Source organism: Rufibacter radiotolerans (assembly GCF_001078055.1).
Classification (GTDB): Bacteria; Bacteroidota; Bacteroidia; order Cytophagales; family Hymenobacteraceae; genus Nibribacter; species Nibribacter radiotolerans.
This window is the reverse complement of the sequence record NZ_CP010777.1, coordinates 1,823,724-1,839,683: the sequence shown is the minus strand read 5'-3', so window position 1 is coordinate 1,839,683 and position 15,960 is coordinate 1,823,724. Positions and strand designations below refer to the sequence as shown.

11 protein-coding genes are annotated in these 15,960 nt (G+C 50.9%); 1 reads left to right on the top strand and 10 read right to left on the bottom strand.

The window, feature by feature from the left end; genetic code table 11:
• Window positions 1-54 precede the first annotated feature (54 nt).
• The 4 genes from TH63_RS07680 to TH63_RS07665 all read right to left on the bottom strand — a co-directional run bounded on the left by TH63_RS07680 (window position 55) and on the right by TH63_RS07665 (window position 5,066).
• On the bottom strand, window positions 55-1,803 hold the full coding sequence (locus TH63_RS07680) for a M14 family metallopeptidase (protein ID WP_076606438.1): 1,749 nt from the start codon (window positions 1,801-1,803) through the stop codon (window positions 55-57).
• A gap of 9 nt (window positions 1,804-1,812) precedes the next feature.
• Window positions 1,813-3,483, bottom strand: coding sequence for a M14 family metallopeptidase (locus TH63_RS07675; protein ID WP_076606437.1), 1,671 nt, complete (start codon window positions 3,481-3,483; stop codon window positions 1,813-1,815).
• A gap of 11 nt (window positions 3,484-3,494) precedes the next feature.
• Window positions 3,495-4,190, bottom strand: a complete 696-nt coding sequence (locus TH63_RS07670; RefSeq protein ID WP_231583566.1) for an HD domain-containing protein — start codon at window positions 4,188-4,190, stop codon at window positions 3,495-3,497.
• 117 nt (window positions 4,191-4,307) lie between these two features.
• The gene (locus TH63_RS07665) at window positions 4,308-5,066 is read right to left on the bottom strand and encodes a DUF547 domain-containing protein (protein WP_048920434.1); all 759 of its coding nucleotides are present in this window, start codon (window positions 5,064-5,066) and stop codon (window positions 4,308-4,310) included.
• A gap of 312 nt (window positions 5,067-5,378) precedes the next feature.
• On the opposite strand from TH63_RS07665, the gene TH63_RS07660 reads away from it, so the two are divergent.
• Window positions 5,379-6,551: a BamA/TamA family outer membrane protein gene (locus TH63_RS07660; protein ID WP_048920433.1), complete on the top strand. Its 1,173-nt coding sequence runs from the start codon at window positions 5,379-5,381 to the stop codon at window positions 6,549-6,551.
• 201 nt (window positions 6,552-6,752) lie between these two features.
• On the opposite strand, the gene TH63_RS07655 is transcribed toward TH63_RS07660, so the two are convergent.
• The 6 genes from TH63_RS07655 to TH63_RS07625 form a co-directional block, all read right to left on the bottom strand.
• Window positions 6,753-7,415, bottom strand: coding sequence for an OmpA family protein (locus tag TH63_RS07655; protein ID WP_048920432.1), 663 nt, complete (start codon window positions 7,413-7,415; stop codon window positions 6,753-6,755).
• Between the two features lie 13 nt (window positions 7,416-7,428).
• On the bottom strand, window positions 7,429-9,159 hold the full coding sequence (locus TH63_RS07650; protein ID WP_048920431.1) for a BAR domain-containing protein: 1,731 nt from the start codon (window positions 9,157-9,159) through the stop codon (window positions 7,429-7,431).
• Between the two features lie 201 nt (window positions 9,160-9,360).
• A complete protein-coding gene (locus TH63_RS20295) occupies window positions 9,361-10,392 on the bottom strand; it encodes a hypothetical protein (RefSeq protein WP_156180473.1) in 1,032 nt (343 codons plus the stop codon).
• 82 nt (window positions 10,393-10,474) lie between these two features.
• Window positions 10,475-13,930, bottom strand: a complete 3,456-nt coding sequence (locus TH63_RS07635) for a hypothetical protein (protein WP_048920429.1) — start codon at window positions 13,928-13,930, stop codon at window positions 10,475-10,477.
• Window positions 13,931-14,091: 161 nt separating this feature from the next.
• Window positions 14,092-15,543, bottom strand: coding sequence for a hypothetical protein (locus TH63_RS07630; RefSeq protein ID WP_048920428.1), 1,452 nt, complete (start codon window positions 15,541-15,543; stop codon window positions 14,092-14,094).
• A gap of 3 nt (window positions 15,544-15,546) precedes the next feature.
• Window positions 15,547-15,960 (bottom strand): hypothetical protein, encoded by a 414-nt coding sequence (locus tag TH63_RS07625; protein WP_048920427.1) that lies wholly within the window; start codon window positions 15,958-15,960, stop codon window positions 15,547-15,549.

Here is a 15,960-nt window from a genome sequence, read left to right as displayed (position 1 = left end):
CAAAGTAGCAATTTAATGCGACCGCTGGTTTTGCCCTTATTTCTGAAAAACGGTCTAGAAACGCTGGCAGACAACTCCGCCTTTGCGACTGTCTACCTCAATCTCCAGGTTTGGCTTTATGCCCTTCACCACCCATCTCACTTTTACGGCACCTCTTCCGGGGATAGTTGGCACTTCCAGTTTGGCTGGGATATAAGTCTGTTCATGAAACGAGGTCGCCTTTCCTACTATCTGAAAGCTCCCGGCTACAACCGTAGAATCTTTTAAGGTAATGTAATCTGGGCGCTCAATCTTATTCAGTAAATCATGGGTAGAATGCGTGGGGATAAGCCGGGTATTCACCACCGTGGCAGATACCTCTGTTAAACCGTTAGGTAAGGTTTGGGTTAGTACGTCTTTTATCTCAATCTGGGGCGTATGGTACGCCTGAAACAAGGTAGACACAAGGTTGCGATGGGCGTCTTCTTCCAACTGAATGCCTGAACTACCATAGCTATAGCCTTTCTTATAGCCGCCAATCTCAATGGCCCCGTACGTGGGATGGTTAAAGGGAGTCCATTCTACAAAGGCATCCTGGAAAAGCGGATGGGTCACCAAAGCTTTCTGCTCAGGGTCCTGGTTGGAAACGGAGGCAAATTCCTGGTTGAATTTAAGGTTCTGGGACATCAATTCATTTCTGAACGTGAAGATGCCCCGTGCTGCCCGCAGCCATTCCAATTGCCCCCCGTAGGCGTTGTACCAGTCAAGGCCCGAGGAGGTGTAAGTAAATCCTGGCAACAGCGTTTCGGCTATTTTCTCTAGATCCTGCTTTACCTGGTTTTCTTCCTGCTGGTAGACACTGCCTGCCACCGGAACGGTGTGGTTAGTGGGTGTTAAAAGCGTATTACAGTAATTCTGAGCCCCGGCAATGTTGGGGTGCTTTAAGATGAAATCTTTCAGGATACGGTTCTCTGGTAAGGCAAACGGAAACCGGGAGGCGCTACGTTGCACATAATCTGGTTGCCAGTTCCAGGCCCAATCGCTGTTGGAATCCTGGTAACCAGCCGGGTCTTCGTTTACTTTTCCGTCTCCGTCATTGTCCAGGCCTTCTAAGCCCAATAACTCAAACTCCCCTTTCTGCCCCGGTTTAACCCGGACAAGTTTGAGTGGGTTCTTTGGGTCTGCCACATACTTGCCGTTGGCAGATTTGCGGCGCATGTAGGTGATGAAGCCATCCTGGTTCAGGTCCTGGGGCTGGTCCTCGTCCACCAAGCCGTCTCCGTCATCATCGTACAGCCCTAAGCTACTTTTTGCCGGTTTGCCGGAGGCCTCAACAGAAAAGGATTTCTCCCAGGCATCTGGATACACGGCGGGCAGAATATAGAAGGTTTTCTGCAGCAGAAGCTCCTGTATGAAAGGGTTTTCTTTGAAGTTCTCCAGCAGGTACCAGGCTGTATACAAGGCCATCTCAGAGGCCTGCTCATCTTGTAAAGCAATGTTTCCGTCCAGGTAATAGGCTGGTTTTCTGTCTGGGTCGCCAGTCCTGAAATCAGAAATGGTCATGGCCCAGATACGGCGGCCTTCATAGGAATCACCAATGGTTTCTACCTTCACCAGACCTGGGTAGGCCTTTGCCAATTGTTGGCAGATGGCTGTTAGGCTCGCGTAGTCAAGGCGCTGTTTCAAGTCCACTGCCACTTTGGGGGCCTTCATAGTGCCGGAAGTATAAATTAAGGGAAGTTTCGCTTGCGCAGTCGCCTCCGGAACCCCAGGCACCTGGAGACCTAAAAGCAACAATGAAGCAAAAAGGAAATTTCTGTTCATGGGTTTGCTTTAGTATAAGTAAACCTCTTTGGTTTGTTGCCCTACAGCCGGACTTCCTACGGTAAGGGTTATGTAGCCTTTGCCTTCTACTACCCAGCTAAACTGCGCCTTTTGCCCAGGGGCCAGCGCATGGGTAGGCTGCACCAGGTTACCGGAGATGAGCGTATGGCCTTCCTGTAACTTCAAAGATGCCCTTATTTTCTGTACCCACTTAGACTGGTCTCCTATCTCTGAATGGGTGGGAAGAGCTCCAACATTTGAAACAGTGGCCGTGATGCGGGTATGTCCGCCGGCCACTTTCTCCGTCTGCACTTTCTCAATTTTAAGTGTAGGCATCCATTTGGCATACGCCGAGAAAAACTGGAAATGCTTTTCAGCCACCGGGGCCAAAAACCGCAAAGGAGGCGTTTGCTTCACGTAAGGCGCCAGCCCTCCTACTTCTACCAATTCGCCTGGGAAATCTGGGTGCGCCATAGGCTGCCAATTCACAAAAACCCCGGGAATATCATTGGCCCTGGCCCACCGTAAAAAATTAAGGTCTTCCTGGTTTTCTTCTGAGGAAAAAGAGGCTTCAGCGCCAGCAGAATCTAAGGAGGCCGCTACCTTGGGCACCCACCAGCCGGGCGTGCTGTAACTAAACCGGCCATAATGAAAATACGCCCACTGCACCACATCTCCTGGGCTAGGCGCTACCCTGGGCGGATTTTGCAGTTGGGTGGTTTGGTTGTAGAGGCCTGAAACTTTTTCCTGGAGCGACGCCTCTTTGGGCAAGGGACCGGTAAGGTTTTCAGCGGCCGTTTTGGCGGCGCTTAAAGGGGTGGAAAACGACAAGGTGTTGGCCGGCCCGAAGACAAAGACGGCATATACGTTCTTCGCCTCAAACATGAAATCGGCAAAGGCCTTGGTCTCGCGCTCAGAAATGGGGTGTTCGCCCGCGCCTACCTGGAAATAGGGGAAATCATAGGAGAAGTTCCTGTTAAAAACCACGCCCCCTTCGGCATCTTCATTCCACTTACCATCTTTGTCATTGTCATTGCCTTCGGTGAGCAGCAGGTAGCCTCCCTTTTCACCTTTGGTGGTATCCGCTTTTACCATCACGCGAGGATCTTCCAAGGATGGACGGTAAAGCCCATTCGGGGATTTTACCCGCATCATGGTGATCTGGCCGTCTTTGTTCAGGTCTTCAAAGGCATCTTCAAACATGCGGCCATCCCGGTCGTCATCGGTGGGTTGAGCATTGGCTGCCCTTTCCCACCGCAATGCTTCATGGTATTGTTCTGAGGCGTCTGGGGTAAGGTTGGGGAATATGTAAAAGGTCTTTTTCTGCAACAATTCCCGCACCGAGTCCTGGATCATGGCGGCCTCCAGCATCTGCTCAGTCATCTGCATGGAAAGCTCTGTGGTGGCCAACTGGGTCCCTTCGACCCCTGCCGCAATAACTATGGCCGGTTTGTTGACCGCATTGTCCCTGCCCAGGGTCAGTAGCCACACTTCCTTGCCCGTGGCGGTTTTCCCAATGGTGGTGAGCGAGCTTAACTTGCTGTACTTATTGGTCAAATGCTTCAGGCGGGCCGTAAGCTGATCATAGCTTTGGTAATCACGTTGCTGAGCCAGTCCGGAGGAGCAAACTGCCGCTGTAAGGGCCAGACCAAGCAAAGACGCTGTTAGGGGAGTACTCATGTTAGGTAAAATCAAGCGGTCTTTACCCCCGCCTGCGGGTGGTTTGTTTCCAAGTGAAAGGCAGCAGGTGCCTCCTCGGGCCCGTGCCATTCCTGTAAGAATTGCTGCACAAACTGCTGCATGTACTGGTGCCGTTCCTGCGCCATCTCTTGACCGGCGACTGTGTTGATGCGGTCTTTGAGCAGGAAAAGCTTCTCATAAAAATGGTTTAACGTAGGGGCCTGGTTTTTCTTGTATTCCTCAAAGGAGGCATGCAGTTGCGGAGCTTGGTTTGGATGGTACATTTCCCTTCCCTTATGGCCGCCGTAGGCAAACGCCCGACCAATACCGATGGCGCCAATGGCATCCAAGCGGTCAGCGTCCTGCACTACCTTGCCTTCCAGGGTGGAGGGAGTGGTATCTACCCCGGCCCCTTTAAAAGTGACTTCCCGTACAATCTGGCAGACCTTATTTATCAATTCCTGCGGGGCGTTGTGGCTCCGGAGCCATTCCTGGGCCGCCTTAGGGCCAGCCTCCTCATCCCCGTGGTGGAATTTCCAGTCGGCAATGTCATGGAGGAGGGCGCCCAGTTGCACCACCATCAGGTCAGCTTGTTCTTTCTTCCCTATCTGGAGGGCATTTTGCCAGACCCTTCTGATATGCCACCAGTCATGGCCAGAGCCTTCGCCGGCAAATAAACTTTCTACATGTTGGGCTGTAACTGCCACCAATTCTTCAGGGTTCATCGCCGAAAATTACCCAAAAAAAACCAAAGCCCCGCAGTTACGGGGCTTTGGTTAAGCTTTAAGCCGTTTTAGGGCCGTTTTTTGGTAATCCAGGCAAAACTAGATGCCGTTCAAGGCCCAATTATAGTCCTTGTAACTGATTTTTGCTTTGGGGTTGGCTTTAATCTTGCTGTAGCGGTTCACAAACTGTAAGACCGTTCCGTTCTTCCTAAAGTCCCCGGAGAACCAGTTGAAAATCTCAGACAATTCGGCTTTGGTAGCGGTTATCTTGTTTTTAGTTGGGTCATTGATAAACTGGATGGTTTGGTTTTCCAGCTGTTTCTCCAGGTTGGCGGCCGTAAAGGCTTCGTTCCGGAGTTTAGGGCAGGAAACCGAGGCGCAGACAATGGCGAAATGAATGCGGGGTTCTTCAAAATTCTTCCGGAGGATGCTGTGCTCAATGTAATTTAGGTCTACCGCCTTGCCGCCAATTTTAAAGAACTTCTGGTCCCACACCGTATTCACGAATGTGACTTTCCCGCCAAGGTCCTTGATGCTCTTAACGGGGTAGTCCATTAAAATACGCTCAATAGTAAAGGCATTGTAGGCATTGATCCAGTAAGCCAACTGCTCTTGCTGGGTCCATTTGCTACTTGGGGCATTTTCACTCAGCAGTTTCAGGTAAGCCTGCAACGCTGGCCTCTCCTGTCGCCAGGCCTTGTAATTGACCGTGCCGTTAGACGACACAAATTTCTTAAGCTGCTGGTCAAAGGCTGCATGGCTTACTGGTTTTGATTGGGCAACAACTGCAGAGGAAAACCCACCCCCAGTAAAAGACAGCGCTACCAGCACCAACCACAGACCTATTACTTTTTTCATGTTTCTCAATTCTTGTTTTAAAAGACTATTAAAACTATTAATTGGTTGAAAGGTTATAAGGCTACCCTTTCAACCTGCCCAAAAATACTCTAATCCATCACTTAGAAAGGAGCAATGCAAATACTGTGCTACCTTTCAGAAAAGGTAAAATCCGTCCAATTACCCGTCTTTAAATTAGGAACTGAGGCGAAACGATTGAAAACAGAAATGCATTACAGCTTGCCTCAGCCAAATTTTGAATAGTAAATTACATTTATTATATATAAATTCAGCAGAGTACGTATAGAGTCCCAAACCGAAAACAACCTTTCTTTGAAAACAAAACTACTTGTAGGCATAGCCCTCCTGGCGACCAGCCAATTCTCTTTTGCGCAAATCACGCAGGATACCTCGCGGGTGATCCCCGTAGATACGGCCCGCGTCATACCGGTTGATACTACTTCTCTCAAGGTAGAGATGCCAACCCAGACAGATTCGGTGGCGCCCGCTACCAAGAAATGGAATATTTTCCCGGTGGCGTATTACACACCTGAGACACAGTTCGGGTTTGGGGTGAAACTAATTCACGTTCGCAAGCAGGCCGGTCATTTGCCTACCGACAGGCCTACCTCCTATTCACCTACGCTCATCTATACCACCAGAAAGCAGATCCTGACGGCCTTTACCGCCGATGTATGGCGCAAGCACAATGCCCGGCATTTCTCCGGGTTGCTGGAGTATAATGATTACCCGTACTTTTTCTTCGGGATTGGCAATGACACGCCAGATGATGCCGAGGAAGATTACACCAGCCGCACCTTTAACGCCAATGCCCAGTATGAGCAGAAAATTACGCAAAAAGTTTACCTGGGGGGGCGCTATGAATTTAAAAAAGAAGACATCCCGAAGGTGACTCCAGAAGGGCAATTAGACAGTGACGGTATCCTGGGCAGCGAAGGAACGATCGCTTCAGGGCTGGGACCGGTCCTGATCTATGATAGCCGCGACAATTTGTTCACCCCTACCAAGGGAGGTTACCACCAATTGTCGGCCGTATTTTTTCAGAAATTCATGGGCAGCGATAATAACTTCGCCCGTTACAAGATAGACCTCCGCAAATACATGTCTGGCTTCGGCCCGGGCGTGCTGGCGGTGCAGGGACTTTACACCTTTACCACCGGTAATACCCCTTTTCAGTTCTTGTCGCCTATTGGCGGGGTGTTTGTGATGCGGGGCTTGCTGGAAGGCCGGTTCAGAGATGAAAACGCGCTGGTGGCCCAGGCCGATTACCGGTTTCCTCTTTTTTGGCGCTTTGGCGGAGCCGTTTTTGGCGGTGCTGGCCAGGTAGCCCCAGGCACGAATGACCTTTCCTTTAACCGTTTCCATTTAACTGGAGGTGGCGGCGTACGCTACAAACTGAATAATGAAGGCATGGTGGTGCGCGGCGACGTGGCTTTCTCTAACCAGGGCATGTACATTTACTTCTCCTTCGCCGAGGCGTTTTAAGGGTGTTTTCCCTAAAATAGCCCTAAACTAAGATTCAGTAATTTGGGTAAAACACCCTTCAACACTTTAAGGAATCAAAGTTAAGTTTAGCAAGAAGCCAAAAAGCGTTTCGGGCCTGTTTTTAAGAAAACAGGCCCGAAACGCTTTTCTCATTTAAGGAAACAAAGAACAAATTACTTTTTGTAAAAACAGACCAGGATTCTACCTGGTAATCCGCCGGGTTTCCAGGGCCCCCACTTTTGGCAGAATTTGAATCACGAAGCGCCGGTCGCGGGTATCTCCAGTTCGGCCGGCGCCTTCAAACCCGCTGCCGGAGGCAATCAACTCAATGCGGTTTTTTGGGAATTTGATACCAGCATTGCGCCAGAACTGTAGTAAGGCCAAGGCCCTTTTGTAGCTAAGCTCTAAGGCGTATTCCCGCTGGGTGATGTTGCGGGAATCTCCTCTGGGGAAACTGGCGGCCCGGCCATCTATTACAATAAGATACTTTACTTCCTGGTCTTTAATGGAGTTCACCACCTTGCTCAGCTCAATGCCTGCCTGCCGCAAAGGCTGCAATGCCCGGGCCGGAATCTCGGCGCTACTCTGGGGGAAAATCACGTCTACCAATAACTCATGTCGCTTATACTTCTCATTGTAAGTAAAGTACTTACCTTCCAAACGTGAAAGAGCGGCTTTAATCTCGTCCAGCTTCCGTTTCTCTTGTACTTCTACCTGCAGTTGGGCAATATTCCGCTCGTTCTCGGCTGCCTTGTCCCGGAACATTTTAAAGCTCAGGATAAAAAGGACCAGCATTACCAAAAAGAGCACGGTCATGAGGTCTACATAACTGGGCCAGAAGAAATCTCTGTTTTCTTTGTTCATGGTACTGGGGCGCTTACCGTTTGGTCCCGAAAATCTTACCCATAGCCGCCTTGATAGGTCCTGGCTCCATGCTCTTCTCCAGATTAGCGTTCAGGGTGGCCAGTTGCTTGAGCAGTTGCTGTTGGATCTGCGCGTCTTCCTCTATTTTTTGGAGCAGCCGGTCATTGGTCTGGTTGATCTGCCCAGCCAGTACTTGCTGTTGGGTGCCCAGCCGTTCCTGCTGCTGTTGCAGGTTCTCAAAGGGCCGCATATAGTCCAGTATGCGCTGGTAAATGTTATCCTCGTTGAGCCGCCTGAAATGTTCCTGCCACTTCTCATAGGCATTCTGGGCATCGCGTTCCTGGTGCTGCAGGCGGGCTTCCATCAGATCGGTAAGCCGAAGGGCGGCTTTGTCAAAATACTGCTCGGTGCGCTGCGCGATGCTGTCCAGGTCCTGTTCGTGGCGGTCAAAGAAATGGATTTGCCGTTGAATGTTCTCGTCATGCTGTTGCAGGTAGCCTGGCACCTTGTCAAAGCCTTCCTGCAGTGACGTAAGCCGACCCAGCACCTGTGAGATGTTTTGCGTAAGTTCCCCGCCTTGCCGCACAGATTCATTCAAGGCCTCCTGGTACTGCAGGAAGTTCATGAACAGGCGCTCGCTTTCCTTGATCTTGTCAAAGACCTGCAGATTGGCGTTGGCCATCTGCGTGAAGCCAATCTGGTCCAGTTTCTGGATAAAGTCTTTCTGAATGCTGATGTTTTCGGTGAGCGTCTCTACAATTGGCCGAAAGCCCAGGATCTTGTCCAGGAAATCGCGGTTAAAAGAATCCAGCACCGATTTGAGGTTGCCCAGGCTGGCGGCCATATCTGAGTTCAGCTTAGGCAGCAGGTGGGTTTGCAGGAAGGTGTAATATTCGTTCTTGAGCCGGTCGCGGGTGCTACGGGCATTCTTGAGGGCGTTGTTGCCCATCAAGGTCAGCAGTAGCCCCAGAAAACTGCCGGTCATGGCAATCAAGACCCCAAACAGGAACGACGGGATGTTCTCATCGGTGATAAAGGCAGAACCCTCGGCCTGGCTCCCAGACCAGATAAGGCTGGACAAGCCAATGATCACCCCCGAAAAGGTACCCAGCAAACCCACGTACAGCGGGGTGGCAATGGTGGACTGCACCTCATCGTCCTGGGCATCGGCGTACCGCTCAGACACGTCTTTGAGGATCTCAAAATCGGCGGCGGCTCCTTTGTTCAGGCGCAGGTACTCATTGGTATTGTGCAGGATCTTCTGAAACGTGGGCGACGGTTTACGGGCCTCAATCAGGTCAATGGTCATCATCTCCCCAGACAGCACCCTTGGTTCGTCCCAGGCTTCAGAACCGCCCTCCTCCAGAAAGATGTTGCCTTTGGCCAGTAACTGCTGAAAACGCTCTTTGCTGATGGCGTAAAGCGGTACGGTGCCACCTTTTACCTCAATCTGCAACTGGTCATCGCCCACGGCTAGAATGCGTTTCAAGACGGGGTTGGTAGGGGAATATTCCCGAAAGGGCTGAGCTTTGATTAGGTGTGCCCACACTTGCTCAGGCGGCATGGGGTTCCGGCCAGAAGACTTGGCGGTCTCCAGCATGTGCTCCTGAATAGCCAGTTGCCCCTCCTCCGGGAAGAGGTCTTCCACGGCTGCAATCTTTCTTTTATTGGCCCGGTAGATAAACAGCTGGTAACCCAGGATTATCAGAATCAGAAAAGCCTCTAAAAAGAAAATACCTAACATGGTAGTGCGTGTGTTAAATGAAGGATAAAGATAAGCGCCCTAGGTTAATTAAAACAGGGGCAATGATTTATCATTTTAAAAGGTAATTGACCTTATTTCTGTTTTGAGCCTGTTTTTCTAAAAACGGCCCAAAAACGGTCAGGCGCAACAAAAGCAGGCCTGGCATTACACCCGACCTGCTTTCCTTGAAATCAATGCAAATTAGCGGAAATCAATCCGGGCCTTCCGTTCTATTTTCCAGCCGTTGCCTACTTTGGTCAACAGCCCATCGCCCTGCTGCACAATCTGGCTTACCTGGCGGTTGGTGGGTTTCTCAAAGGAAAAAGCATTCTCCAGACGGTCCATTCCTTGTGAGATCACGAAGGCCTGGTTGCCCGAAAGGTTAAACCGGTAAGCGGTAGCGTTGCTGTTGCTTCCGGCGGGATTGTCAATTTCCAGGTAACTGTCAGAATCTGGGCGCTGCTGCAGTTGGTGCTGCTTAATTACACCGTCTTCCGGGATAATGGCGAAAGCCGTTTTGCTCTGTGGCTCCTGCGGTTGAACTTGTTCCGGGGCTTGCTGGCTGGTCAGCTCAGACAAGAGATCACTGCCTACCAGGTCTGAACCCAGGGAGGCCGATTGGTTTGGCCGGGGTTGATTTTGGGCTGGTTGTCCTTCTGTTGGGTTCATAGGGTTTCTGGGTTGACCTTCTCTTCTTTTCTTCTGTTGTTGCTGTTGTGGTGCTTGTTGTCCAGCTTGTTCAGGCGCGTTCACCGCTCCTTGCCGCGGCTGATTCTGCCTTGGTTGATTTGGTTGTTGAGGCTGCTGTTGTTGCTGTTGCTGCGGTTGACGAGGTTGCTGTGCGGGTTGAGCCGCTTGTCCCTGCTGCGGCTGACGTGGCTGACGGCCTTGTTGCGCCTGGCCCTGGGGCTCTTGCTGCGGGGTATTAACTCTTCCCTCCTGGGGCTGCTGACCTCTCCCGGGTTGCTGGCCTTGTTGCTTTTGCCGTGGCTCCTGCGGTGCCGTCTGGCTTTGGCGGGTTGGTTTGTCCTGGGGAACCTTAGCCGAAACCTGTTGTGGCTGGTTTCTGCCAGATCTGGCTAACTGGCCTTTGGCTTCTTGCAGCTTTTGGTCCAGATTGTTGATCTTTTCATTCAGGCGGCTTATCCGGTTGGAGAGAGAGCCTATTCTATAAAGGGCAAAGGCGGCAAAGGCCAGCGCTACTACCCCTAAAATGATTGCTATAGTTACCATAAGGTACTTCTTCTTTTATAATGTTTTCATAGTAAAAGTCCGTGCCTCTGTTTTACAGCAGAAGCACGGACTCAGGATTTAATTAGACAATGGCCCCCACTTGCTGGTGGTATAGCTCTTTAGACAACAGGTACAGAGACTGCTTCAATGGCATGAAGAACATGGTCTCCGGAAGCAGCTCCCTGTCTGAAAGCCCACGCAGGGTTTCCTCCAGCACCATGGTGTAGCTGTCCTGGATGTTGTTGCGCATGAAGTTCAGTACCCAGTGCGGGTCTACCTCCACACCCATGGAGCGCATAAGCGGCGCCACATCTGCATCATCTAAAAGCAACTGCAAACAGTCCATCACGTTCTCCAGCACTTCCTGCCGAATGGTAGAGGAGATCTGGCTTTTATTCACCGGAAGCAAGGCATCTGCGCTGTTGGCTGACCCGGTAGGGCGCATGATCGGAATATCAGTAAGGTCAGAAAGATTGGCTCCGTCCAACGCCAGGGCTCCCCCATTGGCTGTCACCTGTTTCGGGTTGTCTACCAGCACCAGCTTGAAGTTACCTGGTGCCTCCTGGCCTGTCACTTTCTGGAAGATGGTTTTGGCGTAGCGCTCAACGTTAGACAGGTTGTTGCCCGCACTTAGCAGCTTGATGTACAAACTACCCTGACCACTGAAGCAAATGTAACGCGGCACTTTGGTGTCTAACTGTTTGGTCAGTTGCGCCAGGTGGTACATCATGGCTCCGAAGTGCAGATAGAACATCAGCCTCAGTTGGCGCGCCTGCAACAGTTGCGAACTGAAGTGCAATTCTTTGTCATAGCTGAACAGTAAGCTGGTGATATCCGCGGAGTTGAAGTCAGGGTTGTCCAGAGACGTCTCCAGGAACTTCTTGTATTCCTTGCCTTCATCGGTAAGCGGAATCTGCAGCACATGGTCCACGCCGTAGCGCAGCAAGCCATTGTCCTTACTGGTTTTTACCGTAGCGAAACCATCACCCCACAGGTCATTACCGGCAAACCGGAACGACGAGCTGTGCGAAGGCTTGCGGTTGGTGAACAGCAAGATATCGGTGGTACCACCGCCAATGTCTACGTTAATCAGGTTCTCATCCTGGCTAGGCACCACGGCACCGGTTCTGGATAAAAAGTAGAACGGCGCCACCGATTCGGTGATGCAGGCCGTGTTGCGGCCATTTTTGAAGACGTTCTGGTACACTGTGTCCCACACGTTCTGGAACATGTTGCGGCTGTAGTCATCAAAGCTCAAAGGGGCAAACCATACCACTTTGGTATTGGCCACGTTTCCGTTGTTAAGCACCACTTTGTTTTTGATGAGGTACATGATCTCTGTGAAGAAGGCCTCAATGCGGCGCTTGCCGGTATTGGTAAGCGTCTCGCTCCACTTAAGGTCGGTGTGGTACGTTTGCTTGTACTGGTCCTGGTGCGTGCCTTCGGTGTTGATGGAAAACCCGATGTTGATGTTCCCGAACAGGTTAGGGATCTGGTTCTCAAAGTCAATAGACTCGCAGGTAGCCGTTCTGGTTGGGAATGAGTACAGAGACCCACCAGACCCAATGATCAACGGAATGAATTCCCGCTTCAGCAAGGTTTCTACCGCAAATAGACGCCCGAAGCCCCGCTTATGGAACCGCTGGTAATCTGTGAGTGCAGGATCATCTGACGGTTTATTCAGCATGACTAGCTGCAGGTCATTGGCCGTGATGGAGAACTCCTTGGGCGGTTGGTTGGCGCCAGAGGTAAACGCAATGTGGGTGTTAGACGTCCCGAAATCAATGGCGAAGGTAAAGTTGTGGATACCCTGCTGCACCTCCCGGAATCTAGGAACGATCAAGGCTTTACCAACCACATCCACGCCCTGGTGGGTGAACTCAGCGAAGTCAAAATGGGTTCCTCTGATTTCATAATAGGTACTGCCCGCGCTGCTGTTGCTCTTCTTGGTCCGGCGTGTCCCGGTAGCGGAGATAATACCCCCGCCTTCGCCTAGTTGGTTTCCGCCAGCGTAGAAAGAAAGGGTGTGGTTTTTATTGACCAATAAAGGATCAATGTCCTCGTCAACCAGCATCACTTTGTAGAAGTCATTGTAAGTGGGCGCGTCTACAAATTTATAGAACGGGAACACGCCCACACCAACTTTGGATTTCAGGATATGGCCTTTCTCTGGGATTACCTGTCCGTTGGCGTCTTTGGAGTTTAACGGGTTGTCATAGTAGCTGCGCTCATACACCACGGTTCCGCTTTCGGTGGGCACGTTTAGCGTTACCCGCACGTGGTTCACGTCAATATGGAAGGTAAGGTGATTAGCCAGATCCTCAGGCGTAAAATATTCAAAATACAGGCTGGTGATGGGCAGCAGGTAATTGAACGTCTTATCGGTCACGCCCGGCTGGAAAAGAACCGTGCCGGAGAAAAAGCGTTCAGTGTTCACCTCATAAGGAACCTGCACAATGGTTTCCTGCAACAGGTCATTGACGGTCAGGTACGGGTAGTTGAACCCTACCCCTGGCAGGGAGCGCGCCGGAATTGTTTTGGCATCTGAATAACCCACCTGGGTAGAGGCCGGCCAAGCCAGGTTATTTACGTACTTCACGTGCGGGGCCAACCGTAGGTCTGGCTTGAGCACAATAGGACGGTCGCCGGCAAATCGGCTGTTCGTAGGTCTAAGGAACAGGTCACTGCTGTTGACAGCCGTCTGGTTTTTCTTTACCAGGAAGTTCAGGTGCCCTACGTGTACGGGGTTTTGCTGCTGGTCCACCAACGGAATATAGTCTGAGGCAATGGCATTTTGCCCCACCACTCCAGACATGTTAATGCTCTTTAGAAGATGCTCATCCAGGGTATTGTACACGGCCGGGAAGGCCTGCACAAAAGCCGGGTTGGACATGAACAGTTTGTGCACGTATTCCTTGAAATCCTGCTCCCGGTCTTGCAACGGCACGTAGTGGTTGTCAAAATACACCCCGGCGTTGTGCGTGCGGTTAATGTCCAAAGGCTGCACATGCGGCGACACAAACAGGAAAGTCAGCGGCGAGGTGCCGCCTAACAGTTGCATTCTGGTTTGCCCCTGGGCATTGGCTGTTTCCAGGTAGAAAAGGAACAGTTCATCTACACCCCTGAACCGGTTGTCATTCATGAACAACTCCAGGGTTTTGCCCAAAAGACGGGTCCCGGGGTTAGCCTGCATGTTGGCCAGTTGCTGCTGCTTATTCCAGCGGCGCACCACAATCTTGTTTCCGCCCTGGGCATAGCTTTGGTGGTGGTACAAGAGCTCCCACAAATCCCAGAAATGGGTCACAAACTGGTGGTAAATGGTATTGTTATTGCCGCCTACGCCATGCTTTACAAAATCAAAAGCGGTTTCAAAAAGGTGCATTCGGGCAAACGGCGTAGGAATAGAAGCGTTTATCTTCTGGGCCCTACCACCGGCGCCATCCACCATGTCTTTGATCTCGGTGCTGGTAATCTGGCTGGTCTGTGCCCAGCCCTCTACGTTTGAGCCGGTTTTATGAAGACGAAGTACTTTAGGCATTTTTTACGTGTTTTTAAGGCGTTTTATAGAAAAGAGACTGAAAACAGAATCTGCTCCCTGGGGCTTTTCTTGTAATTTGATCTTCCAAAGCGGTGAAAGTGGGAAGCCTTTATTAATCAAAAGGCGTCCTACCTCTCTTCCCTCTAAGGGAGGTTAACCCGTTATGAATATTTCAGTTTATCATCTACCAGGTTAGTAGTAGCGGCTTCAAAAGCTTTAATGGTCGCCACAAACGCGTCACGGTCAGAGATAGACTCAGAAGCTCTGTTGAGTTCTTTTACAAACGAACCCTGATGGATTCCCTTGTTCAGGAACCCGGTCTCTACCTGCTTGTCAGAAACCATGCGGTTAAAGTCGGTCTCATTCAGGTTCAAGGCCGCAAAGGTCCGTTCCTGCCGTCCTAATTCTTTTAACCAGGACTGGTAACCAAACTCCGGGTTTGAAAGGAATTTATTCAGGTCTTTGAAGATAGGCTCGTTCCGGATGGCGCCTTGCAGGTCCACCCCTTTGGAGTAAGCAGCCTGGGCGTCTTCCGGTAAATGCTGTGAGTAGTACCGCTCAAAGTAATGGAATTTGATCAACTGCTTGGCAATCCGGTCCCGGGTCTCATTATCTAAATGCGAGAACTGGATATGGTCCACGTCTTCGCGCAAGCCATACTCATGGAAAAGGGAATTTCCTTGCAACTCATTGTCTGAGTAATCCATGAAGTCCACAATTGCCAGGGCGCTCAACAACTCCACCAAATGGGCATCGTTTTTCTGGCTGGCGCGGCCTGGGTTGTTTTCCAGCGGCTTGTCTGGCGTGTCACCCATGTAATAAGTGGCGTTCAAACCGTTCAGGTGGTTCTGATAATAAGAAAGCGCGTCTTTGGCCTTGGTGGTAAAGGCGTTGGAGTCAATAAAGTCGGTTTGTACGCCAGCAGCAGGTTGCTCCAAAGAGAAATAAGGTAATACCACCATGGCGCCTGTGAGGGCGTTGTTCAGGCTGGCCGCATTGGGAAGCGTGGAATGCACGTCCTTGAAATTCTTCAGCAGCAGCGGGAAGCCAGCCGCGCCGGTTCCGCCAAAGATGGAGCTTACAAAGAAGATCCGGTCCCCGGCCTGGAAGTTAGAGGCGAAGAAACGCATCTCGGGGGAGTCAATGATTTCATTGAGCACCACGGACCCCACGTTCGGGCTGCCTCTAAAGCCTACATCCAGACTGTTGTTGAGGTTCTCTGAGGTAAAGAGCAGATCAACCAGCGCCTGGGAATCAATGTCCAGTTGGTTATAGCCCACGTGATCTTTGAACGGTTTGTTAATACCACCAAAATCATACACAAAGCTGTCTCTTATCTTGGCATTACCGTCATTGGCAATGCTGGAAAGGGTACTGATGTCGGTGTGGAAGAAGCCTTCGTCCCGGCGGCCCAGCTTGGAGTGCAGGTGCTTATAGGTCTTCAGCAATTCAACGGTGCGGTTCATATCCCCGTTCTGGGTGTCGGGGTCAATGATGATAGGGACAATCTTATCACAGTTCTTGATTTTCACGCCGGCGGCCATGAGCATGACCAGTGAGCGGATTACCCGGGAGCCTGTGCCCCCAATCCCGAATACAAATAATTTTGCCATAGGTTATTTAGTGTGAGGCCATTTCATAGGGGTAGTCCAGGCTTGAACCGACCCTTTTTTGAAAAGGAGGGAAAAAAGAAAAAACAGAACCACGCTCAATACCGCATTCACAAAGGCGAAGGTGTAGGTATACGAATGGGTTTCTATGCCATTGCTGTTCACCTGCATGATCGGGATGAAAAAAGCAATGACGGCATTAAGTACCAGCATAATGGTCCAGTGCTGGGTTTTGTAAAAGCCGGTGCTCATCAGGCGATTAAAAACATAATAGTATAAGAGCACCATGCCCAACGTGATCAGGAATAAGGTAAGCCCGGTGTTAGGGAACACTACCTCGCGGTAGTCATTGGTGTAATTGGCAGGCAGCGGACGGCCCAGGAACAATTCATACAATCCTGAGAAAAAGTTCTGTATCAT